General features: G+C 43.9%; 17 protein-coding genes and 1 pseudogene. 1 reads left to right on the top strand and 17 read right to left on the bottom strand.

Annotated elements, in window-relative coordinates:
* Positions 1 to 12: 12 nt before the first annotated feature.
* The 16 genes and pseudogenes from L5M37_RS17665 to L5M37_RS24170 form a co-directional block, all read right to left on the bottom strand.
* Positions 13 to 2262 (bottom strand): chemotaxis protein CheA, encoded by a 2250-nt coding sequence (locus L5M37_RS17665; protein ID WP_131523093.1) that lies wholly within the window; start codon positions 2260 to 2262, stop codon positions 13 to 15.
* Positions 2263 to 2277: 15 nt separating this feature from the next.
* Positions 2278 to 3015, bottom strand: a complete 738-nt coding sequence (locus L5M37_RS17660) for a protein phosphatase CheZ (RefSeq protein ID WP_263168832.1) — start codon at positions 3013 to 3015, stop codon at positions 2278 to 2280.
* A 13-nt stretch (positions 3016 to 3028) separates the two neighbouring features.
* A complete protein-coding gene (cheY, locus tag L5M37_RS17655) occupies positions 3029 to 3412 on the bottom strand; it encodes a chemotaxis response regulator CheY (protein ID WP_007649667.1) in 384 nt (127 codons plus the stop codon).
* 47 nt (positions 3413 to 3459) lie between these two features.
* Positions 3460 to 4173, bottom strand: coding sequence for an RNA polymerase sigma factor FliA (locus L5M37_RS17650; protein ID WP_028761175.1), 714 nt, complete (start codon positions 4171 to 4173; stop codon positions 3460 to 3462).
* Positions 4166 to 5047: a MinD/ParA family protein gene (locus tag L5M37_RS17645; RefSeq protein ID WP_006082389.1), complete on the bottom strand. Its 882-nt coding sequence runs from the start codon at positions 5045 to 5047 to the stop codon at positions 4166 to 4168. The genes L5M37_RS17650 and L5M37_RS17645 overlap by 8 nt, the downstream gene beginning before the upstream one ends.
* A 4-nt stretch (positions 5048 to 5051) precedes the next feature.
* A complete protein-coding gene (flhF, locus tag L5M37_RS17640; RefSeq protein WP_131523092.1) occupies positions 5052 to 6434 on the bottom strand; it encodes a flagellar biosynthesis protein FlhF in 1383 nt (460 codons plus the stop codon).
* An 11-nt stretch (positions 6435 to 6445) separates the two neighbouring features.
* Positions 6446 to 8545, bottom strand: coding sequence for a flagellar biosynthesis protein FlhA (gene flhA, locus L5M37_RS17635; RefSeq protein WP_028761177.1), 2100 nt, complete (start codon positions 8543 to 8545; stop codon positions 6446 to 6448).
* A 182-nt stretch (positions 8546 to 8727) separates the two neighbouring features.
* Positions 8728 to 9858: a flagellar biosynthesis protein FlhB gene (gene flhB / locus L5M37_RS17630; RefSeq protein WP_198572623.1), complete on the bottom strand. Its 1131-nt coding sequence runs from the start codon at positions 9856 to 9858 to the stop codon at positions 8728 to 8730.
* Between the two features lie 18 nt (positions 9859 to 9876).
* A complete protein-coding gene (fliR, locus tag L5M37_RS17625; RefSeq protein ID WP_173497648.1) occupies positions 9877 to 10674 on the bottom strand; it encodes a flagellar biosynthetic protein FliR in 798 nt (265 codons plus the stop codon).
* Positions 10675 to 10678: 4 nt separating this feature from the next.
* Entirely contained in the window at positions 10679 to 10948 is a 270-nt protein-coding gene (fliQ, locus tag L5M37_RS17620) for a flagellar biosynthesis protein FliQ (protein WP_012587225.1), read from the bottom strand.
* A gap of 18 nt (positions 10949 to 10966) precedes the next feature.
* A complete protein-coding gene (gene fliP, locus L5M37_RS17615; protein ID WP_263178808.1) occupies positions 10967 to 11713 on the bottom strand; it encodes a flagellar type III secretion system pore protein FliP in 747 nt (248 codons plus the stop codon).
* The gene (gene fliO, locus L5M37_RS17610) at positions 11710 to 12138 is read right to left on the bottom strand and encodes a flagellar biosynthetic protein FliO (protein ID WP_263201411.1); all 429 of its coding nucleotides are present in this window, start codon (positions 12136 to 12138) and stop codon (positions 11710 to 11712) included. Before fliO ends, fliP begins: the two co-directional genes overlap by 4 nt.
* 30 nt (positions 12139 to 12168) lie before the next feature.
* Positions 12169 to 12549: a flagellar motor switch protein FliN gene (gene fliN, locus L5M37_RS17605; RefSeq protein WP_028761182.1), complete on the bottom strand. Its 381-nt coding sequence runs from the start codon at positions 12547 to 12549 to the stop codon at positions 12169 to 12171.
* An 11-nt stretch (positions 12550 to 12560) separates the two neighbouring features.
* A complete protein-coding gene (gene fliM, locus L5M37_RS17600; RefSeq protein ID WP_105251943.1) occupies positions 12561 to 13589 on the bottom strand; it encodes a flagellar motor switch protein FliM in 1029 nt (342 codons plus the stop codon).
* Positions 13590 to 13628: 39 nt separating this feature from the next.
* A complete protein-coding gene (fliL, locus tag L5M37_RS17595; RefSeq protein ID WP_263168842.1) occupies positions 13629 to 14156 on the bottom strand; it encodes a flagellar basal body-associated protein FliL in 528 nt (175 codons plus the stop codon).
* Positions 14157 to 14240: 84 nt separating this feature from the next.
* A pseudogene (locus L5M37_RS24170) lies at positions 14241 to 14726 on the bottom strand (flagellar hook-length control protein FliK); the annotation flags it as partial.
* Between the two features lie 535 nt (positions 14727 to 15261).
* Between L5M37_RS24170 and L5M37_RS17585 the strand changes: the two are divergent.
* Positions 15262 to 16152: a hypothetical protein gene (locus tag L5M37_RS17585; protein ID WP_263197781.1), complete on the top strand. Its 891-nt coding sequence runs from the start codon at positions 15262 to 15264 to the stop codon at positions 16150 to 16152.
* Between the two features lie 194 nt (positions 16153 to 16346).
* On the opposite strand, the gene fliJ is transcribed toward L5M37_RS17585, so the two are convergent.
* A complete protein-coding gene (gene fliJ / locus L5M37_RS17580; RefSeq protein WP_028761186.1) occupies positions 16347 to 16793 on the bottom strand; it encodes a flagellar export protein FliJ in 447 nt (148 codons plus the stop codon).
* Positions 16794 to 16802 lie beyond the last annotated feature (9 nt).

Genomic DNA, 16802 nt, shown 5'->3' with positions numbered 1-16802 from the left:
TTAGCTTGGAAACTAATTCTTACTTTTCGCATAATGCTTTAGCAATCCAGGAACATCTAAGATCAGTGCAATACCACCATCCGATGTAATTGTCGCACCAGCCATCCCAGGTGTGCCATGTAACATAGCGCCAAGAGGTTTAATAACGACTTCTTCTTGTCCTATTAAGGCATCCACTACAAAACCAATTTGCATCATGCCTAATTGCACGATAACCACATGACCATGCTTTTTATCGCCATGTTTAAAGGTGGTTTTGTTTCTATGTAGCCAGTGTTCCAAATAGAACAAAGGTACGGCCTTATTACGCACTATGACAGTCAGTTGCCCATCAACAATATTGGTTTTTGTGAGATCGAGATGGAAAATCTCATTCACGCTAGATAGAGGTAATGCAAACACTTGTTTAGCGACATCGACCATTAAGGTTGGCATAATCGCCAGTGTTAGCGGTACTTTAATCTCAAGTATCGTTCCCTTACCTTTCATGGAATCAATATGTACAGTGCCATTCAGCTGGGTGATACGAGTTTTTACCACGTCCATCCCAACACCACGGCCTGAAATATCTGAAATCTCAACTTTAGTTGAAAAACCTGGTGCAAAAATCAAATTATAGGCTTCGCTGTCTGTCATCCGCGAAGCAGAATCTTCATCGAGCACACCACGGTTTATGGCAATTTTTTTGAGTTTTTCAGGATCCATGCCTGCGCCATCGTCTTCGATTTTCAGCAGTATATGGTCGCCTTCCTGACTTGCAGATAAGGTAATCGTTCCCGTTCTTGGCTTACCACTAGCTTCACGCTCGTTTGGCATCTCGATACCATGGTCCACAGAGTTACGCACTAAGTGGACGAGTGGATCGGCAAGCGCTTCAACGAGGTTTTTATCTAAGTCAGTTTCTTCACCGACCATGATCAAATCAATTTCTTTGTTTAGTGTACGAGCAAGATCACGTACCACCCGAGGGAAACGACCAAACACTTTCTTGATCGGTTGCATACGGGTTTTCATCACAGCGCCTTGCAAATCGGCAGTAACGAGATCTAAGTTCGCGAGAGCTTTCGACATCTCCTCATCATCACGGCTGATGCCTAAGCTCACCAATCGATTACGCACTAACACTAACTCACCCACCATATTCATGATCTGGTCGAGTCGTGCAGTATCTACACGTACCGTTGTTTCACCCTGAGGCACATTCGCAGAGCTAGCCTTAGCAGGTGCTTTATCGACAACCGCAATTTCCACCTTAGGTTTTGCAGCAACGACTGGGGCAGGAGCTGGTACTGCGGCTTTTACTGGCGCAGGAGCATGTGGTGCAGCAGTAGGTGCTACAGTCGAAACAGGGGGCGTAGGCGCTTTTACTTCAGCTTTCGCAGGTGCTCCGCCTTTCCCATGGAGTTCATCGAGTAATCGCTCAAACTCATCATCGGTAATTTCATCAGCATCTACAATCGGTTGAGGCGCAGGTGTTGCCACAACCTTAGGCTTAACAGGCACTTCAGCCTCAGCTTTAAATTTACCTGAGCCATGAAGTTCATCCAGTAACGCCTCGAACTCATCATCAGTGATGTCATCACCTGATGTTGAAGGTGTTTTAATTGGTGCAGCAGGCTTGACAGCAACAGGCTCAGATACAAATGTGGTAGCAGCGACCGCAGGTCCCTTTCCTGAACCATGAAGCGCATCCAATAAAGCTTCAAATTCAGCATCATTGATATCATCGATACTTGAAGACGTATTTTCAATGGAAGATGAGTTATCACTTATGTCAGCAGGGATTTCTTGAAGGGTAGGAGTATCAATAATGACTTCAACAACAGGTTCTGGCTCTACAACCTTGGCAGAAGCGACTTCAGATGGCAAAGGCGCACCTGAACTGAGCATTTTAAGTCTCGCTAACAAACCTGAATCGGCGGGGTCTTGTTGCTCGCCCTGCTGGGTTTGCGCAAACATGGTATTAATTGCATCAACAGCCTGCAAAATAATATCCATCAACTCTGCGTTAACGCTACGCTTGCCTGTCCGCAATAAATCGAAGGTATTCTCAGCCTCATGACAAACATCAACCATGGGAGTTAAGCTAAGAAAGCCAGCACCACCTTTAACGGTATGAAAACCTCGGAAAATGGCGTTCAGCAAGTTAGTATCATCAGGATTATTTTCAAGCGCAACGAGTTGCTCTTGCAGAAGCTCTAAAATTTCACCGGCTTCGATTAAAAAGTCCTGGAGTATCTCTTCATCTACATCAAAGGCCATCAAATTGACTCCCAGTTAGAAACCCAGACTCGATAGAAGATCATCCACTTCGTCTTGACCCGTTACCACATCTTGACGAAGCTCGGCATTCATTATCGGGCCTTCTGCTTCAATATTATTTTTCTGAGCAATCTGACTTTCAATCATAGGTTGCTCACCAAATACCGTCAGCATAGAAACCAGATTACTTTCTACTTCCATTACTAGATCAATAACACGACGTATTATTTGTCCTGTTAAGTCTTGAAAATCTTGCGCCATCAAAATTTGATTAAGCAATTCACGTAATCGAGTCGAGTCATTTGCACTACGAGACATAAGGTCTTGTACATCGTGACAAAGGCCCTTAAATTCAGTCAGCGCTATCTCGCGTCGCATTAATCTGTCCCAAGATGGCATGACATTTTGAATATTTACGGTCACGGCATTAGCCAAAGGTAAACATTCTTCAACCGCATCCATGGTTTTATTTGCAGCTTGTTCGGTCATGTCAATAACGTAATTTAAACGTTGCTTGGCATCGGGGATCTCTGTATTGGCTAATTCAGCAAGACGATTATCAACTTGAAAATCCATCAGCGCACTATGAAGTTGCCGAGTTAATTTACCTACTTCTTCGAATAATTCTCGTTGCAGTGGAGCAGCAAGCTCCCGAAATAAATCATCTGCCTGACTTTGCTCACATGCACTTAATAATTCAACTAAATGCTGAGCTTGCTCGAGCGTGATGAGCCCTGATGTTTGTGACTTCATAGCTCATCCTTGCTCAAGCGAGTCGTTCGAATATTTTATCTAACTTCTCTTTCAGCGTTGCAGCGGTAAAAGGCTTAACCACATAACCATTCACTCCCGCTTGAGCGGCAGCAATAATCTGTTCACGTTTTGCTTCAGCAGTTACCATTAATACGGGTAAATGCTTTAGCGAATCATCAGCGCGAATTGCTTTTAACAGATCGATTCCTTGCATACCAGGCATATTCCAATCTGTAACAACAAAATCAAAATCCCCCTTTTGCAACATCGGCAGGGCTGTTGAGCCATCGTCTGCTTCTTGGGTGTTATTAAACCCCAAGTCTCGCAACAAGTTCTTGATGATACGCCTCATTGTCGAAAAATCGTCAACAATGAGAATCTTCATATTCTTGTCCAAGGTTTCCTCCGGTGAGCTGACATTCTGTGCTCGATTAATAATTATACTTATGTCCAGTGCTTGAGTTTAGCTTTCAATCGCAACATTGCCTGACTTAATATCTGGCTAACCCGCGATTCACTGACTTCAAGAATGGCGCCAATCTCTTTTAAATTCAATGCTTCATCGTAGTACAGGGATAACACTAATGCATCTCTTTCAGGCAATAATTTAATTGCCTCAACCAGAGCAGAATGAAATTGGTTCTCAGCTAATGCTTCAAATGAATCATCATCGGACCGATCACTCACTGTAAGTATATCCTGAGATACGCCTAAATCTTCTATCCCTATGATTTTTCCGACAGAAACATCGTTAAGAATATGATGGTACTCATCGAGCGTCATATCAAGTTTTTCTGCAATTTCTGTGTCGCGTGCATCACGGCCCAGTTCTTGCTCTAACTCATCAATAGCGTGTGCAACCTTACGATTGTTACGATGAACGGAACGAGGGACCCAGTCGCCACGACGAATTTCATCTAACATGGCTCCACGTATGCGTATGCCGGCGAAGGTTTCAAATTTCGCACCCTTGCCACCATCAAACTTGGATGATGCTTCTAGTAACCCCATCATCCCAGCTTGGAGTAAATCATCTAACTGCACAGATGCAGGTAGTCTGGCGAGTAAATGATGCGCAATTCTTTTAACCAACGGAGCATACTGTTCAACGATCGACGATTTATTGTCTAAACAAGTATACGCAGCGGCTTTATTCACTCGTTTTTTCCTCTTGAAAATCTGGTCGTTGTACTAAACGCTCAACGAAAAACTCCAAATGCCCACCAGGTTGCTGCGGCACAGGCCAGCTCAAAATTTTATTTGCCAATCCTTGATACGCAATCGCCGCTGGTGATTTAGGATAAGCTTCAACCACCAATTTTTGTTTACGAACTGATTTACGTAAGTTTTCGTCAAATGGAATCGTGGCGACTAATTCAAGTGCAACATCTAAAAATCTGTCGGTCACTTTACTGAGTTTAGCAAATAATTCCATACCTTCGCGTAAACTACGCACCATATTGGCAACTATTTTAAAACGGAACACGCCATGCTCACGGCTGAGAATTTTAATCAGGGCGTAGGCATCGGTAATCGAAGTGGGTTCATCACAAACAACGACTAGCACATCCTGCGAAGCACGTGAGAAACTGAGCACCATATCTGAGATCCCAGCAGCAGTATCTACGACTAGAATATCAAACTGAGTCCGCATCTCACTAAATGCACGGATTAATCCAGCATGTTGCGCTGGGCTTAATTCCACCATCCCCTGTGTTCCTGAGGTGGCAGGTACTATGCCTATCCCCTTAGGACCACGCACGATAATATCGTCAAGCTCTGCATCACCAGAGAGAACATGAGAGAGGTTACGCTCGGCACGAATACCCAGCATGACGTCGACGTTTGCTAAGCCAAGGTCAGCGTCAAGTACCAAGACACGCTTGCCTTTTTCGGCTAATGCCACAGCAGTATTAATAGAAACGCTGGTTTTACCCACGCCTCCTTTACCACCAGTGACCGCGATTACTTTCACTTTTTCGTTATAGGGTTGATTCATCATACGTAAACCACTTGCTTGATCCAGGGTCATAAATCTACTCAAATGCACAGGCCATATTATCTGACCACGCTGTGTCTTGTAATGATTGTTGTTCTGTACTATCTAACGCTGCGAGTGCCTGCTGGGCTAAATCTAGGGTATCCGCAACTTTCATATCTTCAGGAACTCTTTGTCCATCAGTAATATAACTTAATGGTAATCCGTTTTGGATCAACACACTTAATGCCCCTGCTAACGACACAGATTCATCGAGTTTTGTGAGAACGACACCAGATAGGGGAATGCGTTTAAAATGATTGACTGCATCTTGCAGCACACGGCGCTGCCCTGTCGCAGACAGTACCAGATAACTGCGGATAGGTATCCTGCTATTTGCAGTTAAATTATCAAGTTGCTGGTAAAGGCGCATATCTCGCTGTCCCATGCCAGCCGTATCTATCAATACTAGCTTGCGATTCCTAAACTGATAGAGAATTTGCTCTAATTCATTTAGATCATGAGCTTGCTTTACTGGGCAGCCCATTATTTTGCCATAAGTTGCTAATTGCTCATAGGCTCCGATGCGATAATGATCTGTGGTAATTAAAGCAACATGTTCAGCACCATGATGTGCCGCAAAACGGGCAGCAAGTTTAGCTAATGACGTTGTTTTACCAACGCCAGTAGGGCCAACTAATGCAACCACCCCGCCCTGTTTCACAATGTCATCACCCTGATTGTCAAGCATATTAGCAAGACTTTGTGGTAATGCTCTGACTAATTCAGCCGGCGTATAATGCTGACTCAGCGCGGCTAATTTATTCGCAACCGCAGGGGAAAATTCAGCCTCAAGCAATTTGGCTTCGAGCATAGCACCGACGGGATCGATGCGTTTTTTATGTTCCGTCATCAAGGAGGATACTTGATGTGTCAATAAATTACGCAGTGATGCTAATTCATCACGCATAGCCTCAATATCAGCACTTTGTTTCTGTGATGTTTGTGGCTTTTTATCAAACGAGGAAGGTGCTTCACGACGTTCTGGTTTCACAGCAGTAGGGGCTTGTAAGCCCTTAGCCCATGCAGGTAACTCGGCATCAACTTGCTGATGTGACATTTGTTGATTCAAACGGCTTTGCTGCTTCTCAAGTAAGGCTTGTAATGAGTCTGCAGGTGCGGCTGGCTTAGCGCGAGTTTCTACACGAACTGGCTGCTTAGCACCCAGGGACACGAGATCGTCGCTCACGTCCATAAAGGTCGGTGCTGGCGCAGTGGCTGCAGTTTTCGCTTTAGGTTCGTCATAGTCAACGGCAGCGACAATTTCGATGCCACCGTTCACTTTTTTATTTGACATAATGACGGCATCTGAGCCGAGTGTTTCTTTCACTTGGGCCAGTGCGGCGCGCATGTCTTTGGCAAAAAATCGTTTAATCTTCACTTATGCGTCCTCTACTGGCCGACTGCAGATACGATACGTATTTGCTTCTCATCAGGTATTTCTTGATATGAAATGACTCTGAGATTAGGAATAGTATGTTTAACAAAGCGTGACAGCGTCGCGCGTAACATACCTGACGTCAACAATATGGCGGGTTGTCCGACCATTTCTTGCTTCTGAGCCGCATCGGCAAGGGACTGCTGCATGCGTTCTGCAAGACCGGGTTCAATATTAGGACCATCACCACCGGTTGCTTGCATTGACTGATGCAACATCTGTTCCAACTCTGGCGCCAAAGTAATGACGGGGATTTCGAGCTCTGGGCCAGAGATTTCCTGAACTATCATACGTTTCAAAGCGATACGTACAGCGGCAGTCAAGACTTCAGTGTCATTGCTCTTAGTGCCATATTCTAACAAAGTTTGCACTATAGTACGCAAGTCTCTAACTGAAACCCCTTCATTTAATAGGTTCTGCATCACTTTTACGACATGTCCTAGTGGCATGATATCTGGAATAAAGCCATCAACCAGCTTAGGTGAGTGTTTCGCAAGCATATCCATCAGTTGTTGCACTTCTTCGTAGCCTAACAACTTAGCGGCATTATTTGTGAGTAATTGACTAATATGAGTTGCAACAACAGTGGCGGCATCGACGACGGTATAACCTAATGTTTGTGCGTGCTCACGTAACTCAGGAGCGATCCATACCGCTTCTAGGCCAAAAGCGGGATCGCGCGTTTCGATACCATCGAGTTTGCCATAGACTTGACCAGGGTTGATCGCCAATTCGCAATCATGACGAATATCTGCCTCTCCGACGACGACGCCCATTAATGAAATGCGATACGCATTAGGCGATAAATCTAAGTTATCGCGAATATGCACCGCGGGCACTAAGAAGCCTAGTTCCTGAGACAACTTTTTACGCACGCCTTTAATGCGGCTTAGTAACTCGCCACCTTGGCCCTTGTCAACCAGAGGGATCAAACGATATCCAACCTCAAGACCAATAGTATCAACATGATGTACATCGTCCCAACCTAGCTCTTTAGGCTCTTTATCTTGTCTTTCTATTGGACCCGATTTCACTTGTTCTAGCGCTTTAAGACGTTTGTTTTCATTTCGTTTATAAACAAAATAAGCTGCACCAGCAGTCATAAAGGCAAAGCTTAAAAACGCCATGTGCGGCATACCAGGAACAATACCCATTACAAACAGGACTCCGGCGGCGATACCCAATGACTTATGACTGTCAAACATCTGACTCATCATCATTTGGCCCATATCACCTGACTCGTTTTGACGAGTCACCATCAAGGCTGCGGCGATTGACAATAATAGACCAGGGATCTGCGCCACTAAACCATCACCGATAGTCAGTAAGGTATAAATTTCAACCGCTTCAGAGAAACTTAAGCCATGCTGCACAATCCCTATGATGAAACCACCTACGATGTTGATCACTAAGATCATGATACCGGCAATCGCATCCCCTTTAACGAATTTGGACGCACCGTCCATCGCACCATAGAAATCGGCTTCACGGGTCACTTCGGCACGGCGTATTCTCGCTTGGTCTTGATTTAAGGTTCCAGCATTTAAGTCAGCATCGATTGCCATTTGCTTACCAGGCATAGCATCCAAGGTAAAGCGGGCACTGACTTCTGCGATACGACCTGCACCTTTAGTCACCACCGCAAAGTTGATGATAATCAAAATGATAAATACCACTAGACCAACGGCATAGTTACCACCGATCACCACAGAACCGAAGGCTTCAATCACCTTACCCGCGGCATCACCGCCATTATGACCCTCAAGTAAAACCACACGAGTAGAGGCAACGTTGAGCGCAAGGCGTAATAACGTCGCCACCAGTAACACAGTTGGGAAGGCAGCAAAATCTAAGGGTCTATCGGTATAAATAGCCACCAGCAATACGATGAGAGCTAACGCAATGTTGAATGAAAAGAGTATGTCTAATAGAAATGGAGGGATAGGTAAAACAATCATGGCCAATGCAGCAAGCACAACCACCGGCGTGCCAATGCCTTTAAAAGTGCTGAGCCTAATTTGTTTTACTTGACCAAGAGTCGCTTTAACATCCATTCGCTATAACCTAAACTTTGACGTGTAATAGCATGAAGCAAAAAACGCGCCAACAAGATTAAAGCCATTAATGAAGGAAAGATATGTACTGTGACTGATTGATATACATAAAATTAGCCATAAAAAACAAATGAACTCGACATCATCAGCTTTGCCAATGACTACCATCTGAGACTAGTGGTTCAATATTTCAATTCATCTGGTATAGGTTGATTGAGTGGGACAGGAATAGGTTTACGGCCGCGTCCTTTTTGATATTGGCGCAGCTGGAATACATAAGCCAAAATCTGTGCGACAGCAGTAAACAAACCTTCAGGGATCTGCTGATCTAACTTAGTCGTATGGTAAATAGCCCTTGCAAGTGGTGGGGCCGAGACAATCGCAATATTGTGCGCGCGGGCAATCTCACGTATTTTAAAGGCCACATCATCAACACCTTTCGCTATCACAAAGGGAGCCGCAGAGCGCTGCACATCGTATTTAATCGCAACGGCAAAATGCTCAGGGTTAACGACAATCACATCGGCATTTGGCACTTCAGCCATCATACGCCTTTGTGCTAGTTCACGTTGCATCTGCCGTATATGCCCTTTCACCTCAGGTTTACCCTCAGTGTCTTTATATTCATCTTTTACTTCTTGTTTGGTCATCTTAAGTTGCTTGTTGTGATTCCAAATTTGGAACGGCACATCTATGACGACAATAAACAAAATCGAGGAACATAACAGGATAAACATCCAAACCAACAAATCTAATGCATGGTAAACATTACCAGGAAGATGGTCGCTAGACAGCAACATGATGTCATTGAAATAGAAGCTTAATAAAAAATAAGCAGAAAAGGCTACTACAGAAAATTTTGCAATGCCTTTGGTGAGTTCAACCAGAGCCTGTACGCCAAACATACGTTTAAAACCAGCAAGGGGACTCATTTTACTGGCTTTTGGCATCATAGCTTGGGTCGAAAAATTGATCCCACCAAGAGAGACGTTACCGATAAACGCAACCACCACAATCAATAGCATAATTTTAGCCATGGGCCAGGCTATTTCACTCGCAACAACACCCCACACCTTGAACATTTCATTAGTATCAAAAATTTGCGCCCTATCCATGGTAAATACAATTTCAAACACCCGAGTTAAGCTAATTGCCAAACTTGGGCCTAGCATATAAAACCCACATGCCGCCGAAATCAATACCGCTGCAGTTCCGAGTTCTTTCGAACGTGCAATCTGTCCTTTTTCCCGCGCCTGTTCTAGACGCCTCCCCGTGGGTTCCTCTGTACGTTCACCACTTGATTCTTCAGCCATGGGCCTCTCCTAATCCCATCATATCAGACCATCAGCGTTACATTGGAGCGCTAACATATCGCAAAGCAGCAATTGAGCCGTCGACCATACTTCATCGAAGTGTGCCATTACCGGTGTTAGGGTTAACCACAGAATAAACAGTCCACCAATCATAGTGATCGGAAAACCAATAGAGAAAATATTTAATTGCGGCGCGGCGCGGGTCATGACCCCGAAGGACAAGTTGACTAATAATAAGGCGATAATCGCAGATATCGACATAGTGAGTGCCGCACCAAACATATACGATCCCCAATCAGCCAGCGATCGATAACTTGTCAGTGTTAAGCCTTGATTAGAAATCGGCAAAGTTTCAAAGCTTGCCACTAGCATACGGATCATCAAAAGATGGCCGTCTACAGCTAAGAAAATCAATGTCGCCAATAAAAGAAAAAAGTTACTAATAACGGGTGTTTGTTGGCCAGAACCAGGGTCAACCATAGAGGCAAAGCCTAAACTGGTCTGCATACCAATGATCTGTCCAGTGAGCACAAAGACTTGCATCACCATTTGAGTCACAAACCCCATGGCAACACCGATAATAATTTGCTGCGCCGTGATGAATACTGCGCTTAACGAAAATAAATCCACATTTTGAGTTGGAGGAAGAACGGGTGCTATCGCAAAGGTAATTGCCATCGCCAATAATAAGCGAACTCGTGTTGGTGTCGTTGCCGCCCCAAATACCACCATGACCATCAACATGCTCGCGACGCGAAACAATGGCCAAATATAAGCAGCAATGGTTTGCATTAAGGTATCGAGCAGCAGCTCCATCGCGTTAGCCTATCACTTGAGGAATGCGATTCACCATCTCGATGAAAAAGTCCATCAGGGTTTCAACTAACCAATGTCCCATAAACATTAGGCCAAAAAGTGTCACTAACAAACGCGGAAGGAAACTTAAGGTCTGCTCGTTAATAGAAGTCGCCGCTTGAAACACAGCAACAATTAACCCAATTCCCAGCCCAGGCAACACAATAGCAGACACCATCATGACGATAACAGCGAGAGCTTCACGAAAAATATCAATTAGCGCCTCAGGACTCATGTGTTTACTCTCCCTTGGCTATCCGAAACTATTCGCTAATGTCCCGAGGACTAAGCTCCAACCATCTACGAGCACAAACAACATGATCTTAAACGGCAGCGACACTATCATGGGGGATAACATCATCATACCCATAGCCATCAAGATACTCGCCACCACTAAATCGAGTACTAAAAAAGGCACAAATAGCATAAAGCCAATCTGAAATGCGGTTTTTAACTCACTGGTAATGAAAGCGGGCACTAACACACTCATAGGTGCTTCTTCTGGAGACTTAATATCCTTATAGCCAGAAATCTCAATAAAGGTCTTTAAATCCGTCGTTCTTACTTGTCCCAACATAAAGCCTCTCAGTGGCTCTTTCCCTTTATCAAACGCTTGCTGCAAGGTTAATTGCTCATCGATATAAGGCTTCACCCCTTCATCATAAATCCGGTCGAATACCGGTGCCATGATAAAAAAAGTCATGAACAAACTCATGCCAATTAAGACTTGATTAGATGGAGTCTGTTGTAATCCAATGGCTTGGCGTAATATCGACAGGACAATGATAATCCGCGTGAAAGAGGTCAACATGATGAGCATCGCAGGTAAAAAACTCAGCGATGTCATCAGCAGTAAAATCTGCATTGTGACCGAATATTCCGTTGAGCCGTCTGGCGCCGTTGTTACTGTTACAGCAGGTAAGACGCCATCTGCGGCCCATGCTGACGGCATCAATAGCAGCATAACTAACCCAACTAACGCGAGAATACGTATTGTCATTGTTTTAATTTCGCCTGACGTAATCGACTCGCAAACGAATCAGCTTCTAGATGGATAGGTTCAGCTAACTTATCAATCAAACTCACCTGCTGCGAGCTAACCCCAAGCAAATATTGCTGTTCGCCCACCTGAACCAAGACTAAACGCTCTTTTTGACCGAGGGAAGTCACAGCAATGGTCTTTAGTACGCTATTGGTCGTGGGGACTAAATTAAACCTTCTCAGTAAATAAGCTAACGCGAAAATTAATAATAAAACCAGAATCAAGCCACCTAACATACTTGCTAAGGTCGCAACTTGAGAAGGTTCTGCCATTTTTGTAGCAGCAGGTGCTATTGAAGCAATATTCTCTGCGCCTTCCCCACCGAGGTTATCGGCGCTCGCTTGAACCGCTACCACTAAACTCTGTATTACCGATGTGCTCATTTAAAGTTCCAACGACTTTTACATCTCGAATTATTTAAGCTTTTTAATTCGCTCAGTTTGACTGATCACATCCGTTAAGCGAATACCGAATTTATCGTTTACCACCACCACTTCACCGTGAGCGATAAGCGTGCCATTGACCATCACATCTAACGGTTCACCTGCGACTCTATCTAACTCAACCACAGAACCTTGGTTAAGTTGTAATAAGTTTCGGATACTAATATAGCTACGGCCCACTTCCATCGAAATGGTGACAGGAATATCTAAAATTGTATCTAACTTAGCCGCTTCAGCCTTAGAAATAGGTCTTGAATCATCAACCAGCTCATCGAGTTCAATTGCGTTGGCTTCTTCTAACGCTTGTTCTGCCATTGCTGCTGCCCAATCATCCGTATCGTCTGTGCTCATCTTACTTCACCTTATAATTCTGATATATCACGAGATTTACCCTTACGCGTCACCAATTGCAGCTCAGATTTAACTGTCTCAGGCCGAGGGATTTTCTCACATATTTTAAGCGCTAGGTTATCTCTAGAACGGCCCATTTTACAACGATATGTCGGTAAATCCTCGATTTTCATCATGATAAACTCGGGTAACTCAATCGGAATAATATCGCCCGCTTTAAAATTCATGACCTCTTTGAGCGTTAATTCATGTTCAACAATATTGGCATCGAACCCGACCTTCACATCCATGATTTCATCGTGTAATGCCTGTGACCAACGCATATCAGTATCTTGCTTGTCACTTTGCACACCCGCATCGAGTAACTCTCGGATAGGTTCAATCATGGAGTAAGGCATAGTGATATGAAAATCACCACCGCCTCCATCGACTTCAATATGGAATGAATTAATCACCACAACTTCGGTAGGACTAACAATGTTCGCCATGGCGGGATTGACTTCAGAGTCCAAATAATCAAACTCAACATCCATTACGGGCGCCCAAGCATCTTTATAATCTTCAAATATAATCTTAAGCAGTAACTGTACGATTCGTCTTTCTGTCGGCGTAAATTCTCGCCCTTCAATCTTGGCATGGAAACGCCCATCGCCACCAAAGAAGTTATCCACTAGGATAAATACCAGTCGCGCTTCCATGGTGATCAATGCAGTGCCTTTGAGTGGGCTAAAACGCACCATATTCAAGCTAGTAGGAACAAAAAGCGTATGTACGTACTCACCAAACTTGAGCATCTGTACACCGTTGATCGACACTTCGGCCGCTCGGCGCATCATATTAAACATGCTGATGCGCAAATGGCGCGCAAAACGCTCATTCACGATTTCCAGCGTCGGCATACGCCCACGAACTATTCGATCTTGGGAAGAGAAATCGTAGGAACGGGCATCTTCTCCAACAGCGTCAATTTCGTCATCATCGACGTCATCAACCCCGTGCAATAGCGCATCAATTTCGTCTTGGCTTAATAAATCACTCACTATATTGCCTTCGCCTCTTTTGGTGCTGAAGTTAAAGGATTATTGCATTACAAAACCGGTAAATAGTACTTTCTCGACAACCTTACGCCCAGTTACTGACTGTAGAGTATTTTGCACACTCAAAAGTGCTAACTGCCGTAACTCATCTTTCCCCGCTTGCGTGCTGAGCTTTTGTACATCTGCACCACTAAAGGTCGTTAAAAGCGCATCTTCAATCAGCGGAATATGTTTTTGTGTTAGCACATCATCATCGGTACCACGCACCATAAGCTGCACTTTAATCTCAACTAAACGAGCCCTATCAGGCCCAGGTAAGTTGAATAAGAAAGGACGCGGCATAGGCACGTATGATGCGGTAGCCACTGCTCCTGATGCTGGAACTTCAGCCTGAACTGCACCATCGGCAGCTACGGCGGGAACCTCTTCGGTACCGCTTCCTATAAAGAACCAGACGCCGCCACCGATTAACAGCGCGACTAAAACGCCTAGACCAGCAAAAATAAATAGTTTCTTCTTACTCTTAGGCCCTTCAGTACTTTCAAGTTCTAACGATTCTTCCTTAGCCATCACTATTCTCTTTAATTTAGGCGGAAACTCATTACAGTTTTATTTGAAACGTAATTATGTCAGTCATTGCTATAGGTTACCTGCTTAAGCGTAATAATCTATACCTGAAGTTACACTAATCGCTTGATTTAAACCTAAATGTAACTCTTCTGCCGAGATTTCATCCATATCAGCCGCATTTGAACTGCCGCCATCACCGAAACTACCTTCCCGACGCTCACCTTGATCGCCTTGAGAAACATGGCTGTCAGCCAACTGCATCCCTTGCTCTTGCAATAACTCACGTAATCTTGGCATAGCTTGTTCAACCAGATCGCGCGTTTGCGGCTGAGTAACATGAAACTGTACTTGGGTTTGGTCGCCATGCACTTGGATCTTTACCAACATATGCCCAAGTTCAGGTGGATCGAGCCGGATTTCCGCATGTTGGATGCCTTGACTCACCATAGTAATCAATTGCTGCTTCATCACAGGTGAAAATCGTTGGATCATCTCCTGCATTTGGTTTTGCTGTTCTACTCCTTGACGCAATGACAGCTGAACTTGCATGGTTTCTTGGCGATTTAATTGTGACATCGAGAGTGTCTGTATGGATGATGTCGACTTAAGTTCTGAGAAAGTATTACTATCATCCATAAAACTTTCGTCTCTGGGAATATCCATCGCAACCGTTAATTTAGCATCTTTCAGTAATAGGTTAGCAGCCAAATCGGAATTGGGACTCCCATCAAGATCACTTTCTGTTACAGATGTTGTACCTAATGGTTCAGATGAAATTGAAGAGCCTAAGGTATTCAGGTCGAAAGTATTTCCCGAGGTAGCGATATTACCCGTATTGGGACTATTCACTGTCGAGCTGCTAGTCGTTGCTTTTGCCGCAGTGTTGGTTGCCGACTTTATCGTTGCACTGTTCGCTAAGCCCGCTTGATTAATCACAGCATTAAGTGTGACCTCATTCTCAACTAAAGACTCATCTATACTCACCCCGACTTCAGTGGCAGAGACAAGCTCAGTGTCTTCTAAAGGTAATTCTGAAGCGTCATCGGTCAAATTTGGATCAATCACAGCATCACTATCCGCTGACGCTTCAAGTATATTTGGGTCTATGGGAAGAATATTTACGAGTGACTTATCAGTCAAAGAAGATGGTTTCACGTCATCTGCGAATGAAATTGCTGCCATATCTGGGCTAGTAGAAACTAACTTTTGTAATTCAGCAGAAAAACCAGCTTCATCTATATCTGATGCCAGTTCAATCTCAGCAAAAACAGTAGAAACAGTAGAAACAGTAGAAACAGTAGAAACAGTAGATGCCAATGCTAAATCAGCAGAAATAGTAGGTGCCAATGTTGAATTATCAGAAACAGTAGGTGCCAATGCTGAATCAGCAGAAATAGTAGGTGCCAATGTTGAATTATCAGAAACAGTAGGTGCCAATGCTGAATCAGCAGAAATAGTAGAGGCCAATGCTGAATCGGCAGAAACAGTAGAGGCCAATGCTAAATCAGCAGAAATAGTAGATGCCAATGTTGAATTATCAGAAACAGTAGATGCCAATGCTGAGCCGGTTAATAACGCTGATGAAGTATCAATATTTTCTTCACCAGTTATATCTTCTTCAGCATTTAAAAATGCTAGCGGCAAACTATCTCCATCAGATGCCGTTTTCTTCATATCATTTGCCATGCTAATTTGGGCAAAAATGAGATTTACGTCGGCGTCATCAGTTGATATATCGTCATCTTTTACTTTATCAGCAGAGGTAACCTGCACAGTATCATCAGTGTTAGCAATGGTTTTTTTAGACGCAGAAATAGAAAATGAGCTAGCGGTGACTGACGCAAGTGTAGATGAAAAGTCTTCATTATTAGACTCTTGGGAAGATGTCTTAGCGGAATTGGCCGCAGAGTTGCCTGTTTTACTTAACAGGATATTGGTCATTTGTTGCATAAGTGCTCCCAAACATCACCCAGCAAAAAAGAAAATGGCTAGGTAGAAACGTCAATTAAACACTGCGGTTGCAGGGTCATGGACTAAATCAAAGCAAATAAGATGCCAAAACATCAGGTTTTACGACAGCATATCGAAAAGAATTAACTCTGGGAGGTGTCAAATTGATGCTTATGCCATCAATACAAAAAACTAAAGAGCCTATCCGGCTCGCGAGCAGTAAAGATGCCTATCATTTCACTAACGTTGATGACGGCGATAAAATTGCTGGGAAGCAAATTCATCGGTCATTTTTTGCTCCCTTTTTTGTTCAACCACTTGACGCTTCTTCTCTTTACTGGCTAAGAGTAATTCTACTGCCTTACGTTTTTTTTGCTTTTCCAACCAATGTTGTTGTCGATATTCTTTTTGCTTTTCACCATCGGCTACGACGCGATTTTGCTGGATAATTGCGTCATCAATCTGACGAATAAAACGGTGAAACTGGTGATAGTGACTAGCACTAATGGCTTGACCTTGCTGGGATTGCATTTGCTTCATGTATTCTAAGCGATAGTTATTTAGAGCACTGAGTTGATTCAACCGTTTTTGACACTCTAACTGCGCAGATTTTAACAATAAAGCCGCTTGTTCTTCGGCATCATTGGCAAGCTTTAACACTAACAACAAGGGATCGGCGTTAGCCATACTAGACCT

This window comes from Shewanella sp. SM69 (assembly GCF_025653985.1).
Taxonomy (GTDB): domain Bacteria; phylum Pseudomonadota; class Gammaproteobacteria; order Enterobacterales; family Shewanellaceae; genus Shewanella; species Shewanella oncorhynchi.
The sequence above is the reverse complement of the archived record's forward strand: the minus strand, read 5'-3'. Positions and strand labels throughout refer to the sequence as shown.

Excerpts from the sequence above, each read along its gene's own strand:
- L5M37_RS17665 (WP_131523093.1), bottom strand. The coding sequence starts at position 2,262 with ATGGCCTTTGATGTAGATGAAGAGATACTCCAGGACTTTTTAATCGAA.
- fliP (WP_263178808.1), bottom strand. The coding sequence starts at position 11,713 with ATGACAATACGTATTCTCGCGTTAGTTGGGTTAGTTATGCTGCTATTG.
- flhB (WP_198572623.1), bottom strand. The coding sequence starts at position 9,858 with ATGGCTGAAGAATCAAGTGGTGAACGTACAGAGGAACCCACGGGGAGG.
- flhA (WP_028761177.1), bottom strand. The coding sequence starts at position 8,545 with ATGGATGTTAAAGCGACTCTTGGTCAAGTAAAACAAATTAGGCTCAGC.
- L5M37_RS17645 (WP_006082389.1), bottom strand. The coding sequence starts at position 5,047 with ATGACCCTGGATCAAGCAAGTGGTTTACGTATGATGAATCAACCCTAT.
- L5M37_RS17660 (WP_263168832.1), bottom strand. The coding sequence starts at position 3,015 with ATGAAGTCACAAACATCAGGGCTCATCACGCTCGAGCAAGCTCAGCAT.
- fliQ (WP_012587225.1), bottom strand. The coding sequence starts at position 10,948 with ATGAGTCCTGAGGCGCTAATTGATATTTTTCGTGAAGCTCTCGCTGTT.
- fliR (WP_173497648.1), bottom strand. The coding sequence starts at position 10,674 with ATGGAGCTGCTGCTCGATACCTTAATGCAAACCATTGCTGCTTATATT.
- fliO (WP_263201411.1), bottom strand. The coding sequence starts at position 12,138 with ATGAGCACATCGGTAATACAGAGTTTAGTGGTAGCGGTTCAAGCGAGC.
- fliN (WP_028761182.1), bottom strand. The coding sequence starts at position 12,549 with ATGAGCACAGACGATACGGATGATTGGGCAGCAGCAATGGCAGAACAA.
- fliL (WP_263168842.1), bottom strand. The coding sequence starts at position 14,156 with ATGGCTAAGGAAGAATCGTTAGAACTTGAAAGTACTGAAGGGCCTAAG.
- L5M37_RS17585 (WP_263197781.1), top strand. The coding sequence starts at position 15,262 with ATGGGAAGAATATTTACGAGTGACTTATCAGTCAAAGAAGATGGTTTC.
- fliJ (WP_028761186.1), bottom strand. The coding sequence starts at position 16,793 with ATGGCTAACGCCGATCCCTTGTTGTTAGTGTTAAAGCTTGCCAATGAT.